Here is an 18376-nt window from a genome sequence, read left to right on the forward strand (position 1 = left end):
TTCGGGACACCAAAGAGCAATCAGGCGCGCGCAGTGCGCCCCTCGCGCAGCCATCCGGCCAGCATCAGCGCCGCGATCAACAGCAGCCAGCCCCAAGGCGGCAGCAGCGGGCGCTGGGTGCGGCCGCCGACGGTTTCCGCCCCGCGCGGAGTCAGGGCGATCCAGTCTGCGCCGACCCCACGCCCATAGGCAGGCCGTCCCGGCCGGGCAAGGCGCAGGCCGGGGACTCCGTTGGACAGCTGCATCACCGCCCCGCCGCTGGCCTTGGCGAGCGCCCCGAGGGCACCCGCATCCGCCACGGTCTGCTCGAACTCACGCGGGGCCGCCGGACCCACGGCGATCACGCGCCGCAAGTCGCCTTGCGCCAGGCGATAGAGGCCCGGTGCCGGCGCCGGCCAGTCGGCGGAAAAGCGGCCGGGACCGGCGGGGCTGAGGGTAACCTCGGACCGGGTGCCGTCGGGCGCGGTGATGATAACCGGCGGGACGTCTTCCTGCAGGGTGCGGCGGGTCAGCCGCATCAACAGGCCAGCGCCCGCGCTATCGCCGCCGGCGATGTCGGCCTCAAGCGCCTCCTCCTCCAGCTCCGGCTCTTGCATGGACCAGTGGGCGATGCGGCGCAGCAGTTCCAGTTGCGGGCCGCCCCCCTCGAAGCCGCGCGCCCAGAGCCAGGGCTGGTCCGAGGCTAGCAGCGCGACCCGCCCCTCGCCGGCGCGCTGCAGGATCAGCAGCGGCTGTGGCCCGGGCGTGCCGCCGGCGGTCATGACCACTTCGGCTCCCGGCCGGGGCACGGTTTCGATCATGCGCAGCCAGCGGCCCCAATGCGCGTCGCTTCCCGACTGCGGCGCGCCCGGCAGCCCTGCGGTCACGGGATGCCGGCGGCCGATGTCGGTCAGTTCCGGCGTGAAAGGCTGCTCGATCACCCGTCCGGTGGCGTCCGCCGGCAGGATGTCGCCGAGGCTGGTCATGCCCAACCCCTCGACCGAAGCCAGCTCTGGGCCGGCCGAGACAAGAATCGCGCCACCCTTCTCAACGTAGTCGCGGATGCTGTCGAAATATTCCGGCGGCAGGATGCCGCGCTCACGGTAGCGGTCAAAGATGATCAGGTCGAAATCGTCGATCCGTTCGAGAAACAATTCGCGCGTGGGAAAGGCGATCAGCGCCATCTCGTCGACCGGAACGCCGTCGCCTTTTTCCGGCGGACGCAGGATTGTGAAATGGATCAGGTCAACGGCCGCGTCCGATTTCAGCAGGTTGCGCCAGGTCCGCTCGCCCGGATGCGGCTCGCCCGAAACCAGCAGGACCCGCAGGCGGTCGCGCACGCCGGTGATGGTCACGGCGGCCGCATCGTTACGGTCGGTCAGTTGTGGCACCTCGCCCGGCGCGGGCGGCGGCGGCGGGTCCAGAGACAGCGCGACGACGTTGGCACCAGCGTGCCGGGGCTGGACCGCAATCTCCAGCGGCATCCCCGGTGGCACGGCGATGGTCTGCGCGTCCGCGCCGTCCAGCGAGACGCGGAGCGTCGCGGGCCGACCCTGCATCGAGGGCGGAACGGCACCCTGATCCTCGACGCGCAGCCGCAGTGTGACGCGCGTATCGATCAGGCCAAAGGCGGGCGCCTCGTCAATCACAAGCCTGCGGTCCCAATCGGACGGTTGGCCGGTCAGAAGCACATGCACCGGCGCGGGCGCGTCGGCTGGCAGGGCCGCGGGGTCGTGCAGGCGCCCGTCGGTCAAGGCAATGATGCCCGCCACCCGGCCCTCGGGTTCGGCCGCCAAGGCACGGTTCAGCGCAGTGCCGAGGCGCGTGCCGTCAGGGTCATCGCCGACGGTGATGCGCCGCAATTCGGTCTCCGGCAGGGCGGTGATGGCGCGGCTCAGCTGGTCTGCCGCGGTTTCCATCTGCGCGGTGCGTCCGGGTAGCGACTGGCTGGCGCTGCGATCCTCGAGCAGCAGGACGATATCACCAAGGCCTCGCCTGACCGCGGTGTCGAGAGCGGGGCCCGCCAGTGCGCAGGCCAGCACCACCCCCGCCGCAGCGCGCCACGGCCAGCCGCGCAGACCCCGGGACAAAGCCCAGGCCGCCGCGGCCAGCGAAAGCACGGCCAAACCGGCGATGACCGGCAAGGGCAGCGCCGGATCGAAGGCCAGCCCGGTCATGGCGCCACCCCGGACCCGCCAAAACCATTGGAACCGAAGCCGTCGGCGGGAAGATCGCGTGGCGGCAAGGCATCGGGCGGCAGATCGCCTGCCTCAAGTCCCAGCCGGCCGAGCAGCGCCGGGACATGAACCTGATCGGATTTATAATTGCCCGTAAGGAAATACATGACGATGTTGATGCCAGCGCGCAGGGCCATTTCGCGCTGACGCTCGCCGTCAAAGCCGCGGCCGACGGTGAACATCGGCAGGCCGTTCGCATCCACTGCCCAAGCCTCGGCCCAGGCATTGCCGCCGATGATGACCGGCGAGACGCCGTCATTGCGACTGGGCAGCGGGCCCTCGGCGGCATCGGGCGGGCTGGTCGCCTCAACCCAGACCGGCTGGCCCTGGTAGCGGCCCGGCAGATCCCGCATCAGGTAATAGCTTCGGGTCAGCACGTGATCGGCCGGTAGCGGCGCCAGCGGCGGCACCTCCAGCGGGGCGGCGAGGCGGCGCAGCGCCTCCGAGGATTCGGGGCCGGCCAGCCCGGCGATGTCGCCGTCGCGGGTGTCGAACAGGATAACCCCGCCGGTGCGCAGGAACTGGTTCAGCCGCAGATAGGCTTGTGGCGAGGGCGAGGCCTGACCCTCGGTGACGGGCCAGTAGAGGAAGGTCAGCAAGGTCAGATCGTCGCTGTCCAGATCGACCGCGACCCGCGGCCCCGGCTCGACCGTCGTGCGTTGCGCCAGCCCGGCGCTGAGCCCGGCGAGCCCGGCCGCCGCAGTCCGGTCGATCTCGGGATCGCCAGTCAACACATGGGCAAGCGCCACCTTGTCAGCGGCAGCGACCAGGCGCGGGTCGGGCTCGGGCTGCGACTGCGCAGCGACGGCACTGGCGGCCAACGCTGCGGCGAGCAGCCCCAGAGCCGTGCGGCGGGTGACGCTCATGCCGCAACCCCCCGCGCGTGCCGTCCTGGCCCGCGTTGCAGGCGAACACTCGCGAGCGCGTCGATTGTGAGTGCAACCAGCGCCAATGCCAATGCCCAGCCAAACAGGGGCGTGCTGGCCTGTCCGCCGTCGGCTTCCACCACTGCGCCGGCCCAACTTGCCGCGACCAGAGGGACGGCGCCTGCGTTGACGGCCCGCCGCCGCTCGCCCGCGGCATAAAGGCCCGCCGGGACGCCGGGCTTGGGCGCGGTCGCCAGCTCGGCCGTACTGACCGTGGCCAGATCCTGCGGCCGGGCGTCCGGCGCGGCGCGGCCGAAGCCGTCGAGCACCGCCTCGGCCGTCCAGGTAACGGCGGTGTCGGGCTCGCGCGCGGATTGCTGGTCGTCGGCGGTACCAAGTCGGGCCTGATCGACCAGCCGGGTCAGCATCTGCACGAAGATGCCCGACAGCGGCAGATCGGACCAATCGGCACTGGCGGTCACGTGGAACAGCACGACTTGACCTTCCCCGTCGGTCCGGCGGGTGACAAGCGGGGTCGCGTCGGAGAGCTGGGCCAGCACTCGGCCGGCCAGATCGGGGTCGGGCTCTGCCATCAACTGGGCGCGCACCCGCACCTCGGCCTTGGCATCAAGGCCGGCGAACGGCCCATCGGCGGCGAAGGGCGCCAGGCCCCGGGGCGCGCCCCAGCTCAGCGCGCCGCCGATGTCGCGCCCGCCGGGACGCAGGCGCACCGGCAATAGGGGATCATCGTTCAGCGTCACCGCCCCCGCCATGCGCGGACCGGCAAACCGGATCAGCGTGCCGCCCTGCCGCACCCACTCGACCAGGCGGGTGTCGTCCGCAGGAACGATGGTGTCGGCGAGGACGATCACGTCCGGCGCCGCCTGCAGCACCTCGGCGGTGCTGCCTTCGACCAGATCAGCCCGCGGGGCGAGCGCCTCGCGCAGGTAATGCAGCGGCGAGAGCAGCGCCTGCCCCTCGGCCGCGCCTAACGGCCCGACCAGACCGACCTTGCGCCGCCGCGTGCGCTCGTCCGCCAACCAGACTGCGCCAGCGGAACTGACCCCCTCGATCTCGAACCGGTCAACGCGATTGCGCAACTCGGGCGGCAGATCGACCGGCACTGGAAAGCTGCGCAGGCCACCGGCCTCGCGTGGCGGCCCGGCGGTCAGCCGCGCCAGAACCCGGGGTATGCCCTGCGGATCGGGACCCTGCGCCAGAATGACCGGCGCCGGCAGCGCGGGCGCGCCCGGCGTGGTGAGGGCTTGCACGCCCAGCACCGGCGGCTCGGTCGTGGCAAGCGTCAGGCTGGTGGGCGGTAGCGAGGGCGGGACTATGCGGACGGGCCCCAGACTCGCGAGCGTCGCCAACCACTCCGCGCGCGCCGGATGGTCGAGCGCGTCGGTAAGCCACAATGTCTCTACCGAGGTGCCGGCCGCCTCCAGCGTGGGGCTCGGCGCAGGGTATTGCGTCGGCCAGGGCGCGGGGGACGCGGCGCGCAGCACCGCCTCGGCCTTGTCGGCCTCGGTGAAGGGCAAGGTGCCGACGGTGCGGCCATCGGCGATCAGCAGACCGACCGGGCGCCGCCCTGCCCCGGCCAGCGCGGCCCGGGCACGGGTCACGCGCTGCTGCCAGTCCGGGGCGGCCGCCCAACCGGCGTCGAGCACGATCAGCAGCGGTCCCGTGCCGCCCGTGCCAGGCGCAGGCCGCCAAACGGGGCCGCTGAGGCCGATGATTACCGCCGCCAGCGCGAGCATCCGCAGCACCAGCAGCCACCAGGGGGTGCGCTGCGCCACCGGTGCGCGGTCCCTGAGGCCCATCAGCAGCCCGGTGCCGGGAAACTGCAACAGCCTTGGAGTCGGCGGCAGCGCGCGCAGGATGAACCACAGCACCGGCAGGGCCGCCAGCGCTGCCAGAAGCCACGGCGCGGCAAAGCCAATGGGGCCGAGCATCAGCATCGGCCAGCCATCACGCCGCCATCGCGCCGCTCAACCACAGCAGCGCCTCGGACGGCGCGACATCGGTCGAATGGGTACCAAAGCGCCAGCCGGCGGCGTCAGCAGCGCGGGCAAGTTCGGCCCGCCGGGCGGCGAGGCGCGCGAGATAGGCGCCGCGCAGCCCGCCGGCGTCCCGCGTGTCATGGGCGGCAGAACCTGACGGGTCACGAAACAGGACCGCGCCGTCAAAGGGAAACGCCTCCTCGGCCGGGTCCAGTACCTGCAGGATCGCGCCCTTGACGCCCAAGGCGGCGGCGTGCCCCAGGAAATCCGTCGCGAACTGCAGCGGTCCCAGCCAGTCGCCGATCAGCAGCGCGCGAAAGCCGGGGCGCAGCGTGGCAGGGTCCGGGTCCGGGCCTTCCGTGGTCATCAAGGCTTGCGCAATATGCGGCAATTGCGTGCGCCCCGGCCGCAACGACGCGCCGAGAACACCGACCCGCTCGCCCCCGCGCAGCAGCAGAACCGCCATCGTCAGCGCGATCAACCGCGCGCGGTCGGCCTTGGTCGGGCGATCCGGGCCGCCGCGCCAGTCCATGTCCGCGCCGCCCGCAACCCACAGCGCCGCCGCTTGCGGGCTGAGCCGCTCGCGGTCACGAACGAAATCAGCGTCGCCCCGTGCGCTGCGGCGCCAGTCGATGGCACTGGCGCTGTCGCCCTGGGTCGCGGGGCGGTACTGCCAGAACTCCTCGCCCGGGCCCACGCGGCGCAACCCGTGCGCGCCCGACAAAGCCTGCGCCGCCAGTCGCTCGGCAGCCAGCACCAGCGCCGGCCAGCCCTCGGCCTCGGCCTCGGCGCGGGCGCGCAGGTCACTCATGCGGCGCGGCCGGCGAGGCTGAGGTGGAGCGCGCGGGCGATCAGACCCTCGGCACTCTCGCCGCGGGCGCGCGCAGCATAGCCCAGCGCCATGCGGTGCCGCAGAACCGGCGCGGCCATTGCCGCGACATCGTCCAGCGTCGGCGCGAACCGGCCCTGCAGCGCGGCGCGTGCGCGCGTCACCAGCATCAGAGCCTGCGCCGCCCGGGGACCCGGACCCCAACTGAGGCTGTCGCTGATCCAGCCCGGCGCCTCGGGAGCACCCGGGCGGCAGGCGCGTACCAGATCGAGGATCGACGCCATCACCCCCTCGCCCACCGGCATGCGCCGGATCAACTGCTGCGCCTCGACCAGACCCGCAGCATCGAACACCGGCCGGACATGCGCGGTCTCGACCCCAGTGGTCGCCAGCAGGATTGCGCGCTCGGTCTCTCGGTCCGGATAGTCGACGTCGATCTGCATGATGAACCGGTCCAGCTGCGCCTCGGGCAGCGGATAGGTGCCCTCCTGTTCAATCGGGTTCTGGGTCGCGAGAACATGGAACGGCCGACCGAGCGGGCGATGCGCGCCACCGATGGTCACCTCGCCCTCGGCCATGGCCTGCAGCAGCGCCGATTGGGTGCGCGGGCTGGCGCGGTTGATCTCGTCCGCCATCAGCAGCTGGGTAAAGACCGGCCCCTCGATAAAGCGGAACGCCCGGCGTCCATCCGCGTCGGTGTCCAGCACCTCGCTGCCGAGGATGTCGGCTGGCATCAGGTCGGGCGTGAACTGCACGCGCGCGGTGCCAAGGCCGAGGACGGTGCCCAGCGTGTCGACCAGCATGGTCTTGCCAAGGCCCGGCTGTCCGACCAGCAGCGCATGCCCGCCGGACAGGATCGCGGCCAGTACCTGCTCGACCACAGCATGTTGGCCGACAAAGCGCGTCTCGATGCTGCGGCGCGCCTCGGCCAGGCTTCGGCCCAGGCTCTCGACCGCATCAACCACCTTTTCATTGCCCGGCATGACAAGCGCCCCGATTTGGATTAGGCCACAGCTTAGATGGCACGGCACGAGGCTTCCACAGCGAATGGCACAGGCAGGGGGAAATGGCGCGACCGCGCCGGACGCAGCAGGAATAGCCGCCGCCGCCAGCCAGGCTGCCCGCCGCGGACCGCCCCCCGTGCATCTTTGGAATCCGCCGTTCTGTGGCGATCTGGATATGGAAATTCGCGCCGACGGCAGCTGGTTCTACCTTGGAACGCCGATTGCGCGCGAGGGGATGGTGCGCCTGTTTGCGTCCGTTCTGAAGCGTGAGGGCGACCGATATTTCCTGGTTACCCCCGTGGAAAAGGTTGGCCTGCGTGTGATCGACGCGCCGTTTGTCGCCGTCGATGCCGAGCTGGATCGCGGCAACGTGACCTTTACCACGAATGTCGGAGAAACCGTTACTGCCGGACCGGGACACGAAATCCGCTTGACCTTTGGCCCCGACGGCACCCCCCGCCCCTATGTCCACGTCCGCCGTGGCCTTGATGCGCTGATCGATCGCAAGACATATTATCGGCTGGTCGAGGCGGCCTCGGTCGAGGGAGGCGATGTGGTGCTGCGCTCGGGCGGGATGGATTTCGTGCTGGGGGCCGCCTGACGCATCATGGCGCGATTTGCTGCAAACCTGACGTTCCTCTTTACCGAACTGCCCATGCCGCAGCGTTTTGCGGCGGCCCGCGCGGCGGGCTTTGACGGGGTCGAGATCCTTTTTCCCTATGACTTCACCGTCTCGGAGTTGAGCCAGGCGGCGCTGCGCGAGGGGCTGGAGTTCGTGATGCTGAACACCCCGCCCCCGAACTGGGCGGGGGGACCGCGCGGCTTTGCCGCCGAGCCGGGGCGCGAGGACCGCTTTCGCCGGGACTTCGACCGGGCGCTGCGGTTCGCCCAGGCCCTGCGGGTGCGCCACATCCATATCATGGCCGGCAAGGCCGAAGGGCCTCAGGCCGAGGCGACGTTTATCGACAACCTGCGATGGGCTGCGGCCCGCGCGCCGCATGCGAGCCTCGTGATCGAGCCCGCGAATTCTGTCGATCTGCCGGGATATTTCCTGAACGACTATAATCAGGCATCCGAGATTCTGCGTGAGGTTGGTGCGAGCAACCTGGGCCTTCTGTTCGACGCCTATCATGCCCACATGATCGCGGGCGCCAGCCAGGGCGCGCTCGAGCTGCTATGGAACGAGCATCACCCGCTGGTGCGCCATGTCCAGATTGCCGGCTGCCCCGGCCGCCACGAGCCGCGCGGCGGCGATATCGACTTTGCAGGCTTTTTCCAGGCGGTCGATTCCTCGGGCTATCGCGGGTGGGTCAGTGCGGAATACTCGCCCCGCACCACGACCGAAGCCGGGCTGCGCTGGATCAAAGGCGCAGTCGGACTCTAGGACGCTGCGCCCGAAGGCAGTGTCATGCCGCCGGCAGGGCGGCACTGGAGCGGGCGCAGAGGTCCAGCAGCCGCGGGCCGATGCGATCGAGCGGCACCAGTTCCTCCGCCCCCCCTGCCTCCCATGCAGCGCGGGGCATGCCCCAGACGACCGAGCTCGCCTCGTCTTGCGCGAGGGTCCGCGCCCCGGCCTCGCGCAGCGCCCGCAGGCCCCCCGCCCCGTCGCGGCCCATGCCGGTCAGCACCGCGGCGACAACACTCGAGGCGACCGGCAAAGCGCTTTCCAGCGTCAGATCGACCGAGGGCCTGTGCCCGTTGCGCTTACTCTCCGCCAACAATTGACAAGTCAGCGACTGCGATCCGGCTATGGTGAGGTGATGCGGCCCCCCCGGCGCCAGATAGATGTGCCCCTGTCGCAGCGGGGCGCCGTCCACGGCCAAAGACACCGCCGGCGCAATCCTTGAATCGAGACGGGCGGCGAAACTGGCAAGGAAACTGGGCGGCATGTGCTGGACGATGACTGTGGGCGGGCAGTTAACCGGGAAGGTCCCGAGTACGCGCTCAACCGCATCGACCCCGCCTGTCGAGGCGCCGATCAGCACGAGGCGACCGCTCCAGCGATAGGCCTCGCCCAATGTCTCACCGCCCCGGCGCACGGGCGTGGAGCGTGCCCCACTGACATTCGCTGTCGATGCAGCCACCAGGACATCCGCCAGCCCCGAGAAGGCCTCGGCGTCGAACAGGCCCAGCGGTTTGCCGATACAATCGACCGCCCCGAGTGCCAGCGCCTCGATAGCGGCCGCGCTGCCCCGCCGGGTTTCCGACGAGACCATGACCACCGGCATCGGCCGCAACTGCATGAGCCGGGCCAGCAGATCCAGCCCGGACAGGCCAGGCATCTCGACATCAAGCGTGAGGACGTCCGGGGAAAGCGCCCGGATCATCTCGCGGGCCTCGGCGGCATCCGCAGCCTCGCCGATCACGGCGACGCGGCGATCCAACGACAGCACGTGCCGGATCAGCCGGCGCATGCTGGATGAATCGTCGATCACAAGCACCCGAACCGGATCGCCCACAAGGATCCGGCCAACCCTGTCCAAATCGACCGAACCACCCATACTCATGCACGTCCCCCTGAGACCGGTTCCAGGGACCATGGCGCAGAGGGATGAAAATTCGTTTAACGGCGCAGCGAAATCTTCCACTGGCCGGTAAAGGCGACGCGTAAGGCCGCCCAGCGCCGTGCTATTTCCTGAGCCGAACGCCGCGAGCCTTTCAGTCTGCCTTGAAGATCCGGCCCGGCTGCCAGCACGGGGGCTAACTGCCGCAGCGGGGGCCCATCCGCGGCCGTTCGGGCGGCCTTGCGGCCCGCATGCAGCAACTCGGCCCGACCTGCCTCGGGCAGTCCCCGCGGGCCGCCGAGATGCAGATAACGCGCGACCCCCAATGCCCGCCCCTGAGCGCGCACGACAGCCTGTGCGTCTGGCGGCAGTCCCAACTGTTCCGCGCCCAGGACCGCGAGCGCACCGTCCGTCGAATCAATCCATGCAAGGGCCTCAGCTGCAGCGGAAAATTCATGTCCCTCGCAGGCGATGCGCTGCCCCTCGCCCAAGGTGGCGAGCGCCGGACCATCAGCACCCCAGGCCTCGGCTAAAGCCGCCAGGACGGGGTGCAGCCCGGCGGAGGTTGGCAGCGTCTCCAAAGCGTCGATCCACCACTGCAGCCGGATTTCCGCCAGCGCCGGCTCGGCCGAGGCGCCGGGCGCGCGGGCCAGTTCGGCCGCGACGGCGTAGAGCGACAGCAGGCGCGGTCTCGCTTTCAACGGCGCGGTCAGCAGCGCGGATAGACGGTCGGGATCGCGTAGTTGCAGCACCTCGACGCAGCTTTGCAGGCTCATGCCGGGGCGACGCCATCGCGGATCAGCTTCCAGCGGATCGCCTCGACCAGGGCCTCGAAGCTGGCGTCGACGATGTTGGGCGAGACGCCCACGGTGGACCAGCGGTTGCCGTTACCGTCCGCGCTATCGATGGTCACGCGGGTGGCGGCATCAACGCCGCTGCCCGTGATACGCACCCGGAAATCGACCAGGCTCATATCGTCGATCGTGGTCTGATAAGGCCCGAGGTCCTTGCCTAGCGCGCGCCACAGCGCGTTCACCGGTCCCCGGTCGGCGCCGGTCTCGTCATAGCTTTCGCTGACCGAGAGTGTGCGTTGCTGGCCCATGACAACCACCACCACCGCCTCGGAGACCGATATCCGCTCGCCCTTGGCGTTCCGCCGACGCTCGACCGTAACACGGTAGCGCTCCACCTCGAAATGGCGCGGAAGCTGGCCAAGCTCACCCCGGGCGAGCAACTCGAAGCTGGCTTGGGCACCGTCATAGGCATAGCCCTGATCCTCGCGCAGCTTGACCAGATCGAGGATCCTCGCCAATGCCGGATCGCCGGCGGCGACGGTCAGCCCGGCCTCTGCCAGACGCGCGCGCAGGTTTGACTGGCCGGCCTGGTTGGACATCGGGATGATACGCTCATTGCCGACCCTTTCAGGGTCAACATGCTCGTAAGTGGTCGGATTTTTCATGATGGCAGAAGCATGCAACCCCGCCTTGTGGGCGAAGGCCGAGGTTCCGACATAAGGCGCGCTGCGCGCCGGGGCCCGGTTGAGGATCTCGTCCAGGCGATGACTGATTTGGGTCAGTCGCGCCAATGCATCAGGTTCGATTCCAGTTGAAAAGCGCTCCGCAAGATCCTCTTTCAGCGCGATATTTGCGATGATCGTCGTCAGGGATGCGTTGCCGCATCGCTCGCCAAGACCCCCCAGCGTGCCCTGGACCTGGCAGGCCCCCGCCTCGATCGCGGCAATGCTGCCCGCGACCGCGGTGCCGGTGTCGTCGTGGCAGTGGATCCCGAGCCGTTCGCCAGGAACGCCGGCCCCGATCACGGCGGCGGTCACGCGACCGATCTCGGACGGCAGGGTGCCGCCGTTGGTGTCGCAGAGCACGACCCAGCGCGCGCCGGCGTCGAGCGCCGCTGTCAGGCAGGAAAGCGCATAGTGCGGGTCGGCGCGATAGCCGTCGAAGAAATGCTCGGCGTCGAACAGCGCCTCGCGGCCCGAAGCGACGACATGGGCGATCGAGGCGGCGATGTTCTCGCGGTTTTCATCAAGACTGACGCCAAGCGCTTCGCGAACCTGAAACGGGTGGGTCTTGCCGACGAGGCAGACCGCCCGCGTGCCCGCATTCAGCACCGCGGCGAGAACATCGTCGTTCCCTGCCGAGCGACCGCTGCGTTTGGTCATGCCGAAGGCGGTCATGGTGGCGCGGGTCTGCGGCGCGGCGGCAAAGAACTCGCTGTCGGTCGGATTGGCGCCCGGCCATCCTCCCTCGATATAATCGAGGCCAAGCGCGTCAAGCATCTGTGCAATCTCTATTTTCTCGGAAGCCGAGAACTGGACGCCTTGGGTCTGTTGGCCGTCCCGCAGTGTGGTGTCATAAAGGGTGATGCGGGTGGTCATGCGATCAACCCCTCCAGTTCGGCAACTCGCCCAGCGTCGCCCAATAGTACGAATGCGCCTGAACCTAGTGCTGATTTCCGCGCCCGCAGCTGCAATCCTAGTTCAGCGGCTTTTGCCTTTAAGGCGTCGGCTTCGGAATATCTCTTTTCATGCCGCAATCGCAGCCACTCGGTGGCAACACTGGTAGCCACAGAACTATATTTATCATCAATAACGCCCCAGCCTCCCATCGAAACGAGAGGAACGAAGTCCCCCACTACAGGCTTTGTTTCTGGGTTGGTGCCTTGAATCTCGAAGTAACTCGCCCATGACGCTTTTGAGATTGATTTGAGGTCAATCCCGATCAATGCCGCCGACGCTGATAGAGCGCGGTAATGGTCTCGAACGAAGAGATCGTGCAAGTAATGCAGGGCGAGCGGGGAATTGAGATCATCTGCCACAGCACCCAGAACGCGTGGGTCGACGTCCGATGCGTCGAACACACTGTTAACCTGTGCCCAACTTCGCAGTGTATCCAGAGCCTCCCTTGCCTTCTCTGCTGTCCAGTCCATCGGCTTGCGGTAATGGGTCATCAGCATGACGTAGCGGATCACCTCGCCCGGGACCCCCGCATCCAGCAGATCGCGCACCGTGAAGAAATTGCCCAATGACTTGGACATCTTCTTGCCATCGACCAGAAGCATCTCGTTATGCAGCCAGAAATTGGCAAATCCATGATCCGGGTTGGCGCAGCAGCTTTGCGCGACCTCGTTCTCGTGGTGCGGGAACAGGAGGTCCAATCCGCCTGCGTGGATATCGAAATCGGGGCCCAGCAGCGCTTCGGACATCGCCGAGCACTCGATGTGCCAGCCGGGGCGCCCGCGACCCCAGGGACTTTCCCAGCCCGGGGTCTCCGCGTCCGAAGGCTTCCATAGTACAAAATCCATGGGATCGCGCTTGAAAGGCGCGACCTCGACGCGGGCGCCGGCGATCATGTCGTCGACTGAGCGCCCCGACAGCGCCCCGTAAGCGGGATAGCTGCGAACGTCGAACAGGACGTGACCGCTCGCGACATAGGCGTTGCCACGGGTGATCAGGGTCTCGATCATGGCGATCATCTGGGCGATATATTCGGTGGCGCGCGGCTCGAAGTCCGGGCGCAGGTTACCGAGGGCGTCCATATCCTCGTGATACCAGGCGATGGTCTCGTCGGTGATGTCGTGGATCGACCGGCCCGCCTCGGCCGCGCGGGCGTTGATCTTGTCGTCGACGTCGGTGAAGTTCCGCACATAAGTCACGGAACCCTCGCCATAAACATGGCGGAGGAGGCGGTAGAGAACGTCGAACACCACGACCGGCCGGGCGTTGCCGAGATGCGCGCGGTCATAGACCGTCGGGCCACAAAGATACATCCGCACCCGAGCAGGATCGATCGGCGCGAACCGCTCCTTGCGGTGGCTGCGGCTGTTCGTAAGGCTGATGTCGACCATGACTCTCCCCGGACTGCGGGCGTCATCGGTCATGAGTGAACGGCCCGCGCGAATGCTTCAGGCGGTAATGCAGCAGCGGATGGCGGCGTTCGCGTTCATGCTGCCCGCTTGGCGCAAAGGGGCCCGGCTGTCAAGCGGCGGCGCGGCCCGGCACATCGTCCGGACCGCGCCAAGGGACGATCAGCCGGGAAGCTGCGCGCCCAGTTCCTTAAGCATGGTTTCCATCTGCTTGCAGAGCGCCTCCTCGGTAGTGCTCTGCTTTTGCGCGCCATCGGCGAGGGTCATCTCGGTGCCCATGGCCGAGACGGTGCCGGTCTTGCCCTTGGCCTCAGCAGCGTCCCCGGCGGCGGTGTCGCCCGGGGGCATCATGCCGATCATCTTTTCCTGCACAGCGAGCGCGTCGCCGGCGATCCAACCCTTGTCCTTGCAGTAGTTCAGAACGCCCAGCTGGTTGCGGGCCGAGGCATAGGCCGCCGCCGGATCGATGTTGCCCGGAATGGCGGAGGGTGCGGGGGCCTCGGCGGTGGCCGCCGGCGCTGCGTGAGCCTCTGTCGTGGTGGGCGCAGCGGCAGGCGGCGTCGCCGGGGCGGCGTCCTGCGCCATGGCACCGGTTCCGACCAATCCGCCGGCAACCAGGCCAGCAATCACCGAGGCGCGAAAAATCATGGTCATTTTAAATCCTTGTGACAGGTTCTTCTGCGGCCCTCTGGCCACGTCGCCGAACCCTGTCACGCCCTGCCCCGGGGCGCATCCCGGCGCAGCGGGTGCAGCCGAAAAGCGGCAGCGTTCCGCCGGTTTGTCCTAGCGGAACAGCACCAGTCCGCCGGGCGACCAAGCCAGGCGGGTCCGCGTGCCGACCAGCGGGACGTCGCGGCCAAAGACGTTGCGCATCGATATCCGCACCGGATCGGCCCCCGCGGCCATGCCATCGAGGCGGACGTCGAAATATGTCATGTCACCATAGTAGACGACCTCGTCGATGACGCCCGGGGCCACCTTGCCAGTCGCATCCTGCGCGTCGCTGAGCAAGGTCATGGTTTCAGGGCGAAATCCGATGCTGGGGCCGCTGTCGCCCGGCATGGCGCGGCTGATCTGGCTGGGCGGCAATGTCACCTCGCCAAGTCCTGCCACGCGGACGGTGACGCCCTCGGCATCCTCGGACCGGATGTCAGCCGGCAGGAAGTTCATCACCCCGATGAAATCCGCGACCCGCCGGTCGACCGGGCGCGCATAGAGGCTTTCGGGCTCGTCCAGCTGGGCGATCTCGCCGTCGAACATGACGGCGATGCGGTCGGACATGACCAAAGCCTCCTCCTGGTCATGGGTCACCAGCACGAAGGTAATGCCGACCTGGCGCTGCAACTTGATCAGTTCGATCTGCATCTGTTCGCGCATCTTGCGGTCGAGCGCGGACAGCGGCTCGTCCAGCAGCAGCACCTTGGGTTTCAGGATCAGGGCGCGGGCCAGCGCCACCCGCTGGCGTTGGCCGCCCGACAGGGCGTGGGCGGCCCGGTTGCCATAGCCGGACAGACCGACCATCCCTAGTGCCTCATCCACCGCGCGGGCTTTTTCGGCGGCCGGGCGCGGGTCGCGCCGCAGGCCGAATGCGACGTTCTGGGCGACGGTCAGATGCGGAAAGATGGCATAGGACTGGAAAACCATGTTAGTCGGGCGCACGTTGGCCGGCACATCGGCCATGTCCTTGCCGTCGATCAGAACCGCGCCGCTGCTGATCCCCTCGAACCCGGCGATAGTGCGCAGCAAGGTGGTCTTGCCGCATCCCGAGGGCCCGAGCAGGCTGAAGAACTCGCCCTCGCGGATGGTGGCGGTGATGCCGCGCAACGCGTGGTAATCGCCGTAGTGCTTATGGACATCCTGAAACGCGATCATGTCGCGCCGGGGGCCACCATCGGCCGGGCGCGCCCCGCGCGAGGGGCGGGACGCGGTGCGGGTCGAATCGCTCACAGAAAGCCTCCGGTGTCCTTCAGGCCGGCGCGGGCAATGCCGCGGCGGCGGAAATATTCGGCGATGGCCAGCAGCACGATCGACAGCGCGACCAGCACCGTACCGAGCGCCATGATCATCGGGATCGCCTTGGGAAAGCGCAGCTGGCTAAAGATATAGGTCGGCAGCGTCGGCTCGTTCCCGGCGAGGAAAAAGGCGATGATGAATTCGTCCAGCGAGATGGTGAAGCTGATCAGCAGGGCCGAGATGATGCCCGGCATCACCAGCGGCAGGATCACCAGCCGGAACGCGCCCCATTTCGTCTCGCCAAGGTCATAGGCCGCCTCCTCGAGCGCGGGATCGAGGCTGCTGAAGGCCGTCGACAGCACGGTGATCGCATAGGGCATGCAGATCAGCGTGTGGCCGAGGATCACGGTCAGGATGGACAGCTTTATGCCCATGCCGAGCAGGACCACCAGAAGGCTGACGGAAATGATGATCTCGGGCAGGACTAGCGGCAACATGATCAGGCCCATGGCCGCGCCCTTGCCGGGAAAGCGGAATCGGGTGCTGGCGCGGGCGGCAAAGATGCCAAGGCAGGTGGCGAACACGGCAGAGCTGACAGCGATGGTCAGCGAGTTTCCGAGTGCCCGCCGCAGCGTGGCGTTGCCCGCCATCTGCGCGAACCATTCGGTGGTAAAGCCCTTCAGCGGAAAAGCGATGATGGTGCCGCTGTTGAAGGCAAAGATCGGCAGCAGCACGATCGGGGCATAGAGGAACAGCAGGTAAAGGATCGCATAGGCGCGCAGGCCCCTGCCCTGCGCCCGGCCCTCCGTCTGGCCGTTCATTGCCGCACCCGCAAGAAGCGCCGGTTCAGCAGCAGGAACACCAGCGCGCAGATCGCGACCAGCAGCATGGCAGTTACGGCGAGGGCCGAGCCCATGGGCCGGTTGTCCTGATCGAGCATCTGGCTCTGGATCATGTTGGCGATCATCGGGATCTTGCCGCCGCCGATCAGCGTCGGGGTCACGTAATCACCGATTGTCGGGATAAAGACGATCAGCACTGCAGCGATCACCCCCGGCATCGCCAGCGGCAGCGTCACCCGCCAGAAAGTCATCAGCCGCGTCTCGCCCAGATCGCGCCCCGCCTCTAGCAGGCTACGATCAATCTTCTCCAGCGCGACGAAGATCGGCAGGATGGCAAAGGGCGCATATGCATGGGCCAGCGTCGCCACGATGGCCGAGACGGTATTCAGCATGCGGAACGGGCTGTCGATCAGCCCGGTTTCCAGAAAGGCCGAGTTGATGACCCCGTTTGGCGCCATGATAACCTTCCACAGAAAGACCCGGACCAGGTAGCTGGTCCAGAACGGGATGGTGATCAGGAACAGCCACAGCGACTTGCGCTGCGGGCTGACGACGAAGCTGAGGAAATAGGCGACTGGAAAGGCTAGGACCACCGTGACCAGGGTCACCAGCGCCGAGACCACCAGCGAGCGCACCATGATGCGATGAAAGATCGGATCGGCCCAGACCGCCCTGTAATTTTCCAGCGTGAATTCGCGGATGACGGTCAGATAGCCGTCCTTGAAAAAGCTGTAGGCCACGATGGTGGCCAGCGGCGCCGCCAGCAGCAACAGGGCGTAGCCGAAAGGTGGCGCGATCATGGTCAGGCCCTGCCGCGCCTCGGACGAAATCCCCGCTCGTCGCATCATGTCCCCCGTTGGCCATGCCGGCACGTCTTTGTTGTTTCAATCTGTTCCACAGCCGCGCGGCCAAGTGAAGCCCGCACGCGCGCAGCCGCATCGCGCCCATCCGGGGACGCTGCGCGCGCGATGGACAAGACCCCAAAGGCCGCTAAAACTGAATCAGGGGAATGGCGGCAACGACTGCCACCCATCCAACGCGGAGGAATTCAATGACCGAAAAAACCACCTTCGACCGGCGCGCCTTCCTGACCCGGGCGACCGTCGGCGGGGCAGCGGCTGCGGCCGTCTCGACCCTGGCCGCCCCGGCGATCGCTCAGGAATCGCCCACGATCAACTGGCGCCTCGCCTCGTCCTTCCCCAAGTCGCTCGACACCATCTACGGCGGCGCCGAGGACCTTTCGAAGCGGATGAAAGAGGCGACGGACGGCAAGTTCAACATCCAGGTGTTTGCCGCCGGCGAAGTGGTGCCCGGCCTGCAGGCCATCGACGCGGCCTCGGACGGTACGGTCGAGATGGCGCATTCGGTCGGCTATTACAGCTGGGGCAAGGATCCGGGCTTTGCCGGCGGTGCCGACCTGCCGTTCATGCTGAACGCACGCGGCAAGGCCGCCTACATGTATCAGGGCGGCGGCCTCGACCTCTACAACAAGTTCCTTGAAAAGTACTCTCTGACCTCGATGCCCGGCGGCAACACCGGCGTGCAGATGGGTGGCTGGTACCGCAAGGAGGTCAACACCGTCGCGGACCTCAAGGGCCTGAAGATGCGCATCTCGGGCCTTGCCGGCAAGGTGATGGAGAAGCTGGGCGTCGTCCCGCAGCAGATCGCTGGCGGCGATATCTACCCGGCGCTGGAAAAGGGCACCATCGACGCGGCGGAATGGGTCGGTCCCTATGACGACGAGAAGCTGGGCTTCGTGAAGGTCGCGCCCTACTACTACTATCCCGGCTTCTGGGAGGGCGGGCCGACCGTCAGCTTCTTCTTCAACAAGGCCAAGTTCGAGGAGCTGCCGGAGAACTACAAATCGCTGATGCGCACCGCCGCGCAGGCGAGCGACCAGAACATGTTGGCGAAATACGACTACAAGAACCCGACCGCGCTGAAGCAACTGGTCGCCAACGGCGCGCAGCTGCGTCCCTTCAGCGAGGAAATCCTTACTGCAGCCTTCACCGCCGCGGACGAGGTCTATGCCGAGATCGGTGCCACCAATGCCATGTTCAAGGAACAGGTGGACGCCATGAAGCTGTTCCGGAATGACTGGTATCTGTACCTGCAGACGGCCGAGTACCAGTACGACACCTTCATGATGATCATGCAAAAGAACGGCAAGCTGTAAGCCAGCCGTCGTTCAGGCATCGCCGCCGCGTCAGTCGTCTGGTGCGGCGGTTCTCTTTTGCCTGCCACGTGAAAGGCGCCGTCCCCAGGGGACGGCGCCTTTCTCAA

General features: G+C 67.6%; 16 protein-coding genes. 3 read left to right on the plus strand and 13 right to left on the minus strand.

Features of this window, described 5'->3' with window-relative positions; genetic code table 11:
- Positions 1-20: 20 nt before the first annotated feature.
- Genes DRW48_RS12680 through DRW48_RS12695 form a run of 5 tightly spaced genes read right to left on the minus strand, consistent with a single transcriptional unit; the run spans position 21 to position 6894 of the window.
- Complete coding sequence (locus tag DRW48_RS12680) at positions 21-2156, minus strand: glutamine amidotransferase (protein WP_114076741.1); 2136 nt, start codon at positions 2154-2156, stop codon at positions 21-23.
- A complete protein-coding gene (locus DRW48_RS16525; RefSeq protein ID WP_338418419.1) occupies positions 2153-3082 on the minus strand; it encodes a DUF4159 domain-containing protein in 930 nt (309 codons plus the stop codon). The genes DRW48_RS12680 and DRW48_RS16525 overlap by 4 nt, the downstream gene beginning before the upstream one ends.
- Positions 3079-5040, minus strand: coding sequence for a BatA domain-containing protein (locus tag DRW48_RS12685; protein WP_338418420.1), 1962 nt, complete (start codon positions 5038-5040; stop codon positions 3079-3081). The genes DRW48_RS16525 and DRW48_RS12685 overlap by 4 nt, the downstream gene beginning before the upstream one ends.
- A gap of 10 nt (positions 5041-5050) precedes the next feature.
- Positions 5051-5893 carry a DUF58 domain-containing protein gene (locus DRW48_RS12690; protein ID WP_114076742.1) on the minus strand — a complete coding sequence of 281 codons (843 nt, stop codon included), beginning with the start codon at positions 5891-5893 and terminating at the stop codon, positions 5051-5053.
- Entirely contained in the window at positions 5890-6894 is a 1005-nt protein-coding gene (locus DRW48_RS12695; RefSeq protein ID WP_114076743.1) for an AAA family ATPase, read from the minus strand. Before DRW48_RS12695 ends, DRW48_RS12690 begins: the two co-directional genes overlap by 4 nt.
- A 64-nt stretch (positions 6895-6958) precedes the next feature.
- On the opposite strand from DRW48_RS12695, the gene DRW48_RS12700 reads away from it, so the two are divergent.
- Positions 6959-7516, plus strand: a complete 558-nt coding sequence (locus DRW48_RS12700; RefSeq protein ID WP_114076744.1) for a DUF1285 domain-containing protein — start codon at positions 6959-6961, stop codon at positions 7514-7516.
- Positions 7517-7522: 6 nt separating this feature from the next.
- Positions 7523-8299, plus strand: coding sequence for a hydroxypyruvate isomerase family protein (locus DRW48_RS12705; protein WP_114076745.1), 777 nt, complete (start codon positions 7523-7525; stop codon positions 8297-8299).
- A gap of 22 nt (positions 8300-8321) precedes the next feature.
- Here DRW48_RS12705 and cheB read toward each other — a convergent pair whose 3' ends face one another.
- From cheB to DRW48_RS12745, 8 genes are all read right to left on the minus strand, one after another.
- Positions 8322-9422, minus strand: coding sequence for a chemotaxis-specific protein-glutamate methyltransferase CheB (gene cheB, locus DRW48_RS12710; protein ID WP_241963269.1), 1101 nt, complete (start codon positions 9420-9422; stop codon positions 8322-8324).
- A gap of 56 nt (positions 9423-9478) precedes the next feature.
- Entirely contained in the window at positions 9479-10195 is a 717-nt protein-coding gene (locus DRW48_RS12715; RefSeq protein WP_114076746.1) for a squalene/phytoene synthase family protein, read from the minus strand.
- Positions 10192-11811, minus strand: a complete 1620-nt coding sequence (cimA, locus tag DRW48_RS12720; RefSeq protein ID WP_114076747.1) for a citramalate synthase — start codon at positions 11809-11811, stop codon at positions 10192-10194. Before cimA ends, DRW48_RS12715 begins: the two co-directional genes overlap by 4 nt.
- Positions 11808-13280 (minus strand): cysteine--tRNA ligase, encoded by a 1473-nt coding sequence (gene cysS / locus DRW48_RS12725; protein WP_114076748.1) that lies wholly within the window; start codon positions 13278-13280, stop codon positions 11808-11810. The genes cimA and cysS overlap by 4 nt, the downstream gene beginning before the upstream one ends.
- A 180-nt stretch (positions 13281-13460) precedes the next feature.
- Positions 13461-13952: a pore-forming ESAT-6 family protein gene (locus DRW48_RS12730; protein WP_241963270.1), complete on the minus strand. Its 492-nt coding sequence runs from the start codon at positions 13950-13952 to the stop codon at positions 13461-13463.
- Positions 13953-14081: 129 nt separating this feature from the next.
- Positions 14082-15170 carry an ABC transporter ATP-binding protein gene (locus tag DRW48_RS12735; RefSeq protein WP_114077562.1) on the minus strand — a complete coding sequence of 363 codons (1089 nt, stop codon included), beginning with the start codon at positions 15168-15170 and terminating at the stop codon, positions 14082-14084.
- 71 nt (positions 15171-15241) lie between these two features.
- Positions 15242-16072, minus strand: coding sequence for an ABC transporter permease (locus tag DRW48_RS12740; RefSeq protein WP_114076749.1), 831 nt, complete (start codon positions 16070-16072; stop codon positions 15242-15244).
- Complete coding sequence (locus tag DRW48_RS12745) at positions 16069-16941, minus strand: ABC transporter permease (RefSeq protein WP_422385733.1); 873 nt, start codon at positions 16939-16941, stop codon at positions 16069-16071. Before DRW48_RS12745 ends, DRW48_RS12740 begins: the two co-directional genes overlap by 4 nt.
- Before the next feature lie 203 nt (positions 16942-17144).
- Here DRW48_RS12745 and DRW48_RS12750 point away from each other — a divergent pair, with 203 nt between their 5' ends.
- Complete coding sequence (locus tag DRW48_RS12750; RefSeq protein WP_114076750.1) at positions 17145-18269, plus strand: TRAP transporter substrate-binding protein; 1125 nt, start codon at positions 17145-17147, stop codon at positions 18267-18269.
- The last annotated feature ends 107 nt before the right edge of the window (positions 18270-18376 follow it).

Source organism: Paracoccus suum, assembly GCF_003324675.1.
In the GTDB taxonomy this organism is placed as follows: Bacteria; Pseudomonadota; Alphaproteobacteria; order Rhodobacterales; family Rhodobacteraceae; genus Paracoccus; species Paracoccus suum.

Excerpts from the sequence above, each read along its gene's own strand:
- DRW48_RS12730 (WP_241963270.1), bottom strand. The coding sequence starts at position 13,952 with ATGACCATGATTTTTCGCGCCTCGGTGATTGCTGGCCTGGTTGCCGGC.
- DRW48_RS12740 (WP_114076749.1), bottom strand. The coding sequence starts at position 16,072 with ATGAACGGCCAGACGGAGGGCCGGGCGCAGGGCAGGGGCCTGCGCGCC.
- DRW48_RS12700 (WP_114076744.1), top strand. The coding sequence starts at position 6,959 with ATGGCACAGGCAGGGGGAAATGGCGCGACCGCGCCGGACGCAGCAGGA.
- DRW48_RS12685 (WP_338418420.1), bottom strand. The coding sequence starts at position 5,040 with ATGCTGATGCTCGGCCCCATTGGCTTTGCCGCGCCGTGGCTTCTGGCA.
- cheB (WP_241963269.1), bottom strand. The coding sequence starts at position 9,422 with ATGAGTATGGGTGGTTCGGTCGATTTGGACAGGGTTGGCCGGATCCTT.
- DRW48_RS12715 (WP_114076746.1), bottom strand. The coding sequence starts at position 10,195 with ATGAGCCTGCAAAGCTGCGTCGAGGTGCTGCAACTACGCGATCCCGAC.
- DRW48_RS12735 (WP_114077562.1), bottom strand. The coding sequence starts at position 15,170 with ATGATCGCGTTTCAGGATGTCCATAAGCACTACGGCGATTACCACGCG.
- cysS (WP_114076748.1), bottom strand. The coding sequence starts at position 13,280 with ATGGTCGACATCAGCCTTACGAACAGCCGCAGCCACCGCAAGGAGCGG.
- DRW48_RS12750 (WP_114076750.1), top strand. The coding sequence starts at position 17,145 with ATGACCGAAAAAACCACCTTCGACCGGCGCGCCTTCCTGACCCGGGCG.
- DRW48_RS12705 (WP_114076745.1), top strand. The coding sequence starts at position 7,523 with ATGGCGCGATTTGCTGCAAACCTGACGTTCCTCTTTACCGAACTGCCC.
- DRW48_RS12745 (WP_422385733.1), bottom strand. The coding sequence starts at position 16,941 with ATGATGCGACGAGCGGGGATTTCGTCCGAGGCGCGGCAGGGCCTGACC.
- DRW48_RS12680 (WP_114076741.1), bottom strand. The coding sequence starts at position 2,156 with ATGACCGGGCTGGCCTTCGATCCGGCGCTGCCCTTGCCGGTCATCGCC.
- DRW48_RS12690 (WP_114076742.1), bottom strand. The coding sequence starts at position 5,893 with ATGAGTGACCTGCGCGCCCGCGCCGAGGCCGAGGCCGAGGGCTGGCCG.
- DRW48_RS16525 (WP_338418419.1), bottom strand. The coding sequence starts at position 3,082 with ATGAGCGTCACCCGCCGCACGGCTCTGGGGCTGCTCGCCGCAGCGTTG.
- cimA (WP_114076747.1), bottom strand. The coding sequence starts at position 11,811 with ATGACCACCCGCATCACCCTTTATGACACCACACTGCGGGACGGCCAA.
- DRW48_RS12695 (WP_114076743.1), bottom strand. The coding sequence starts at position 6,894 with ATGCCGGGCAATGAAAAGGTGGTTGATGCGGTCGAGAGCCTGGGCCGA.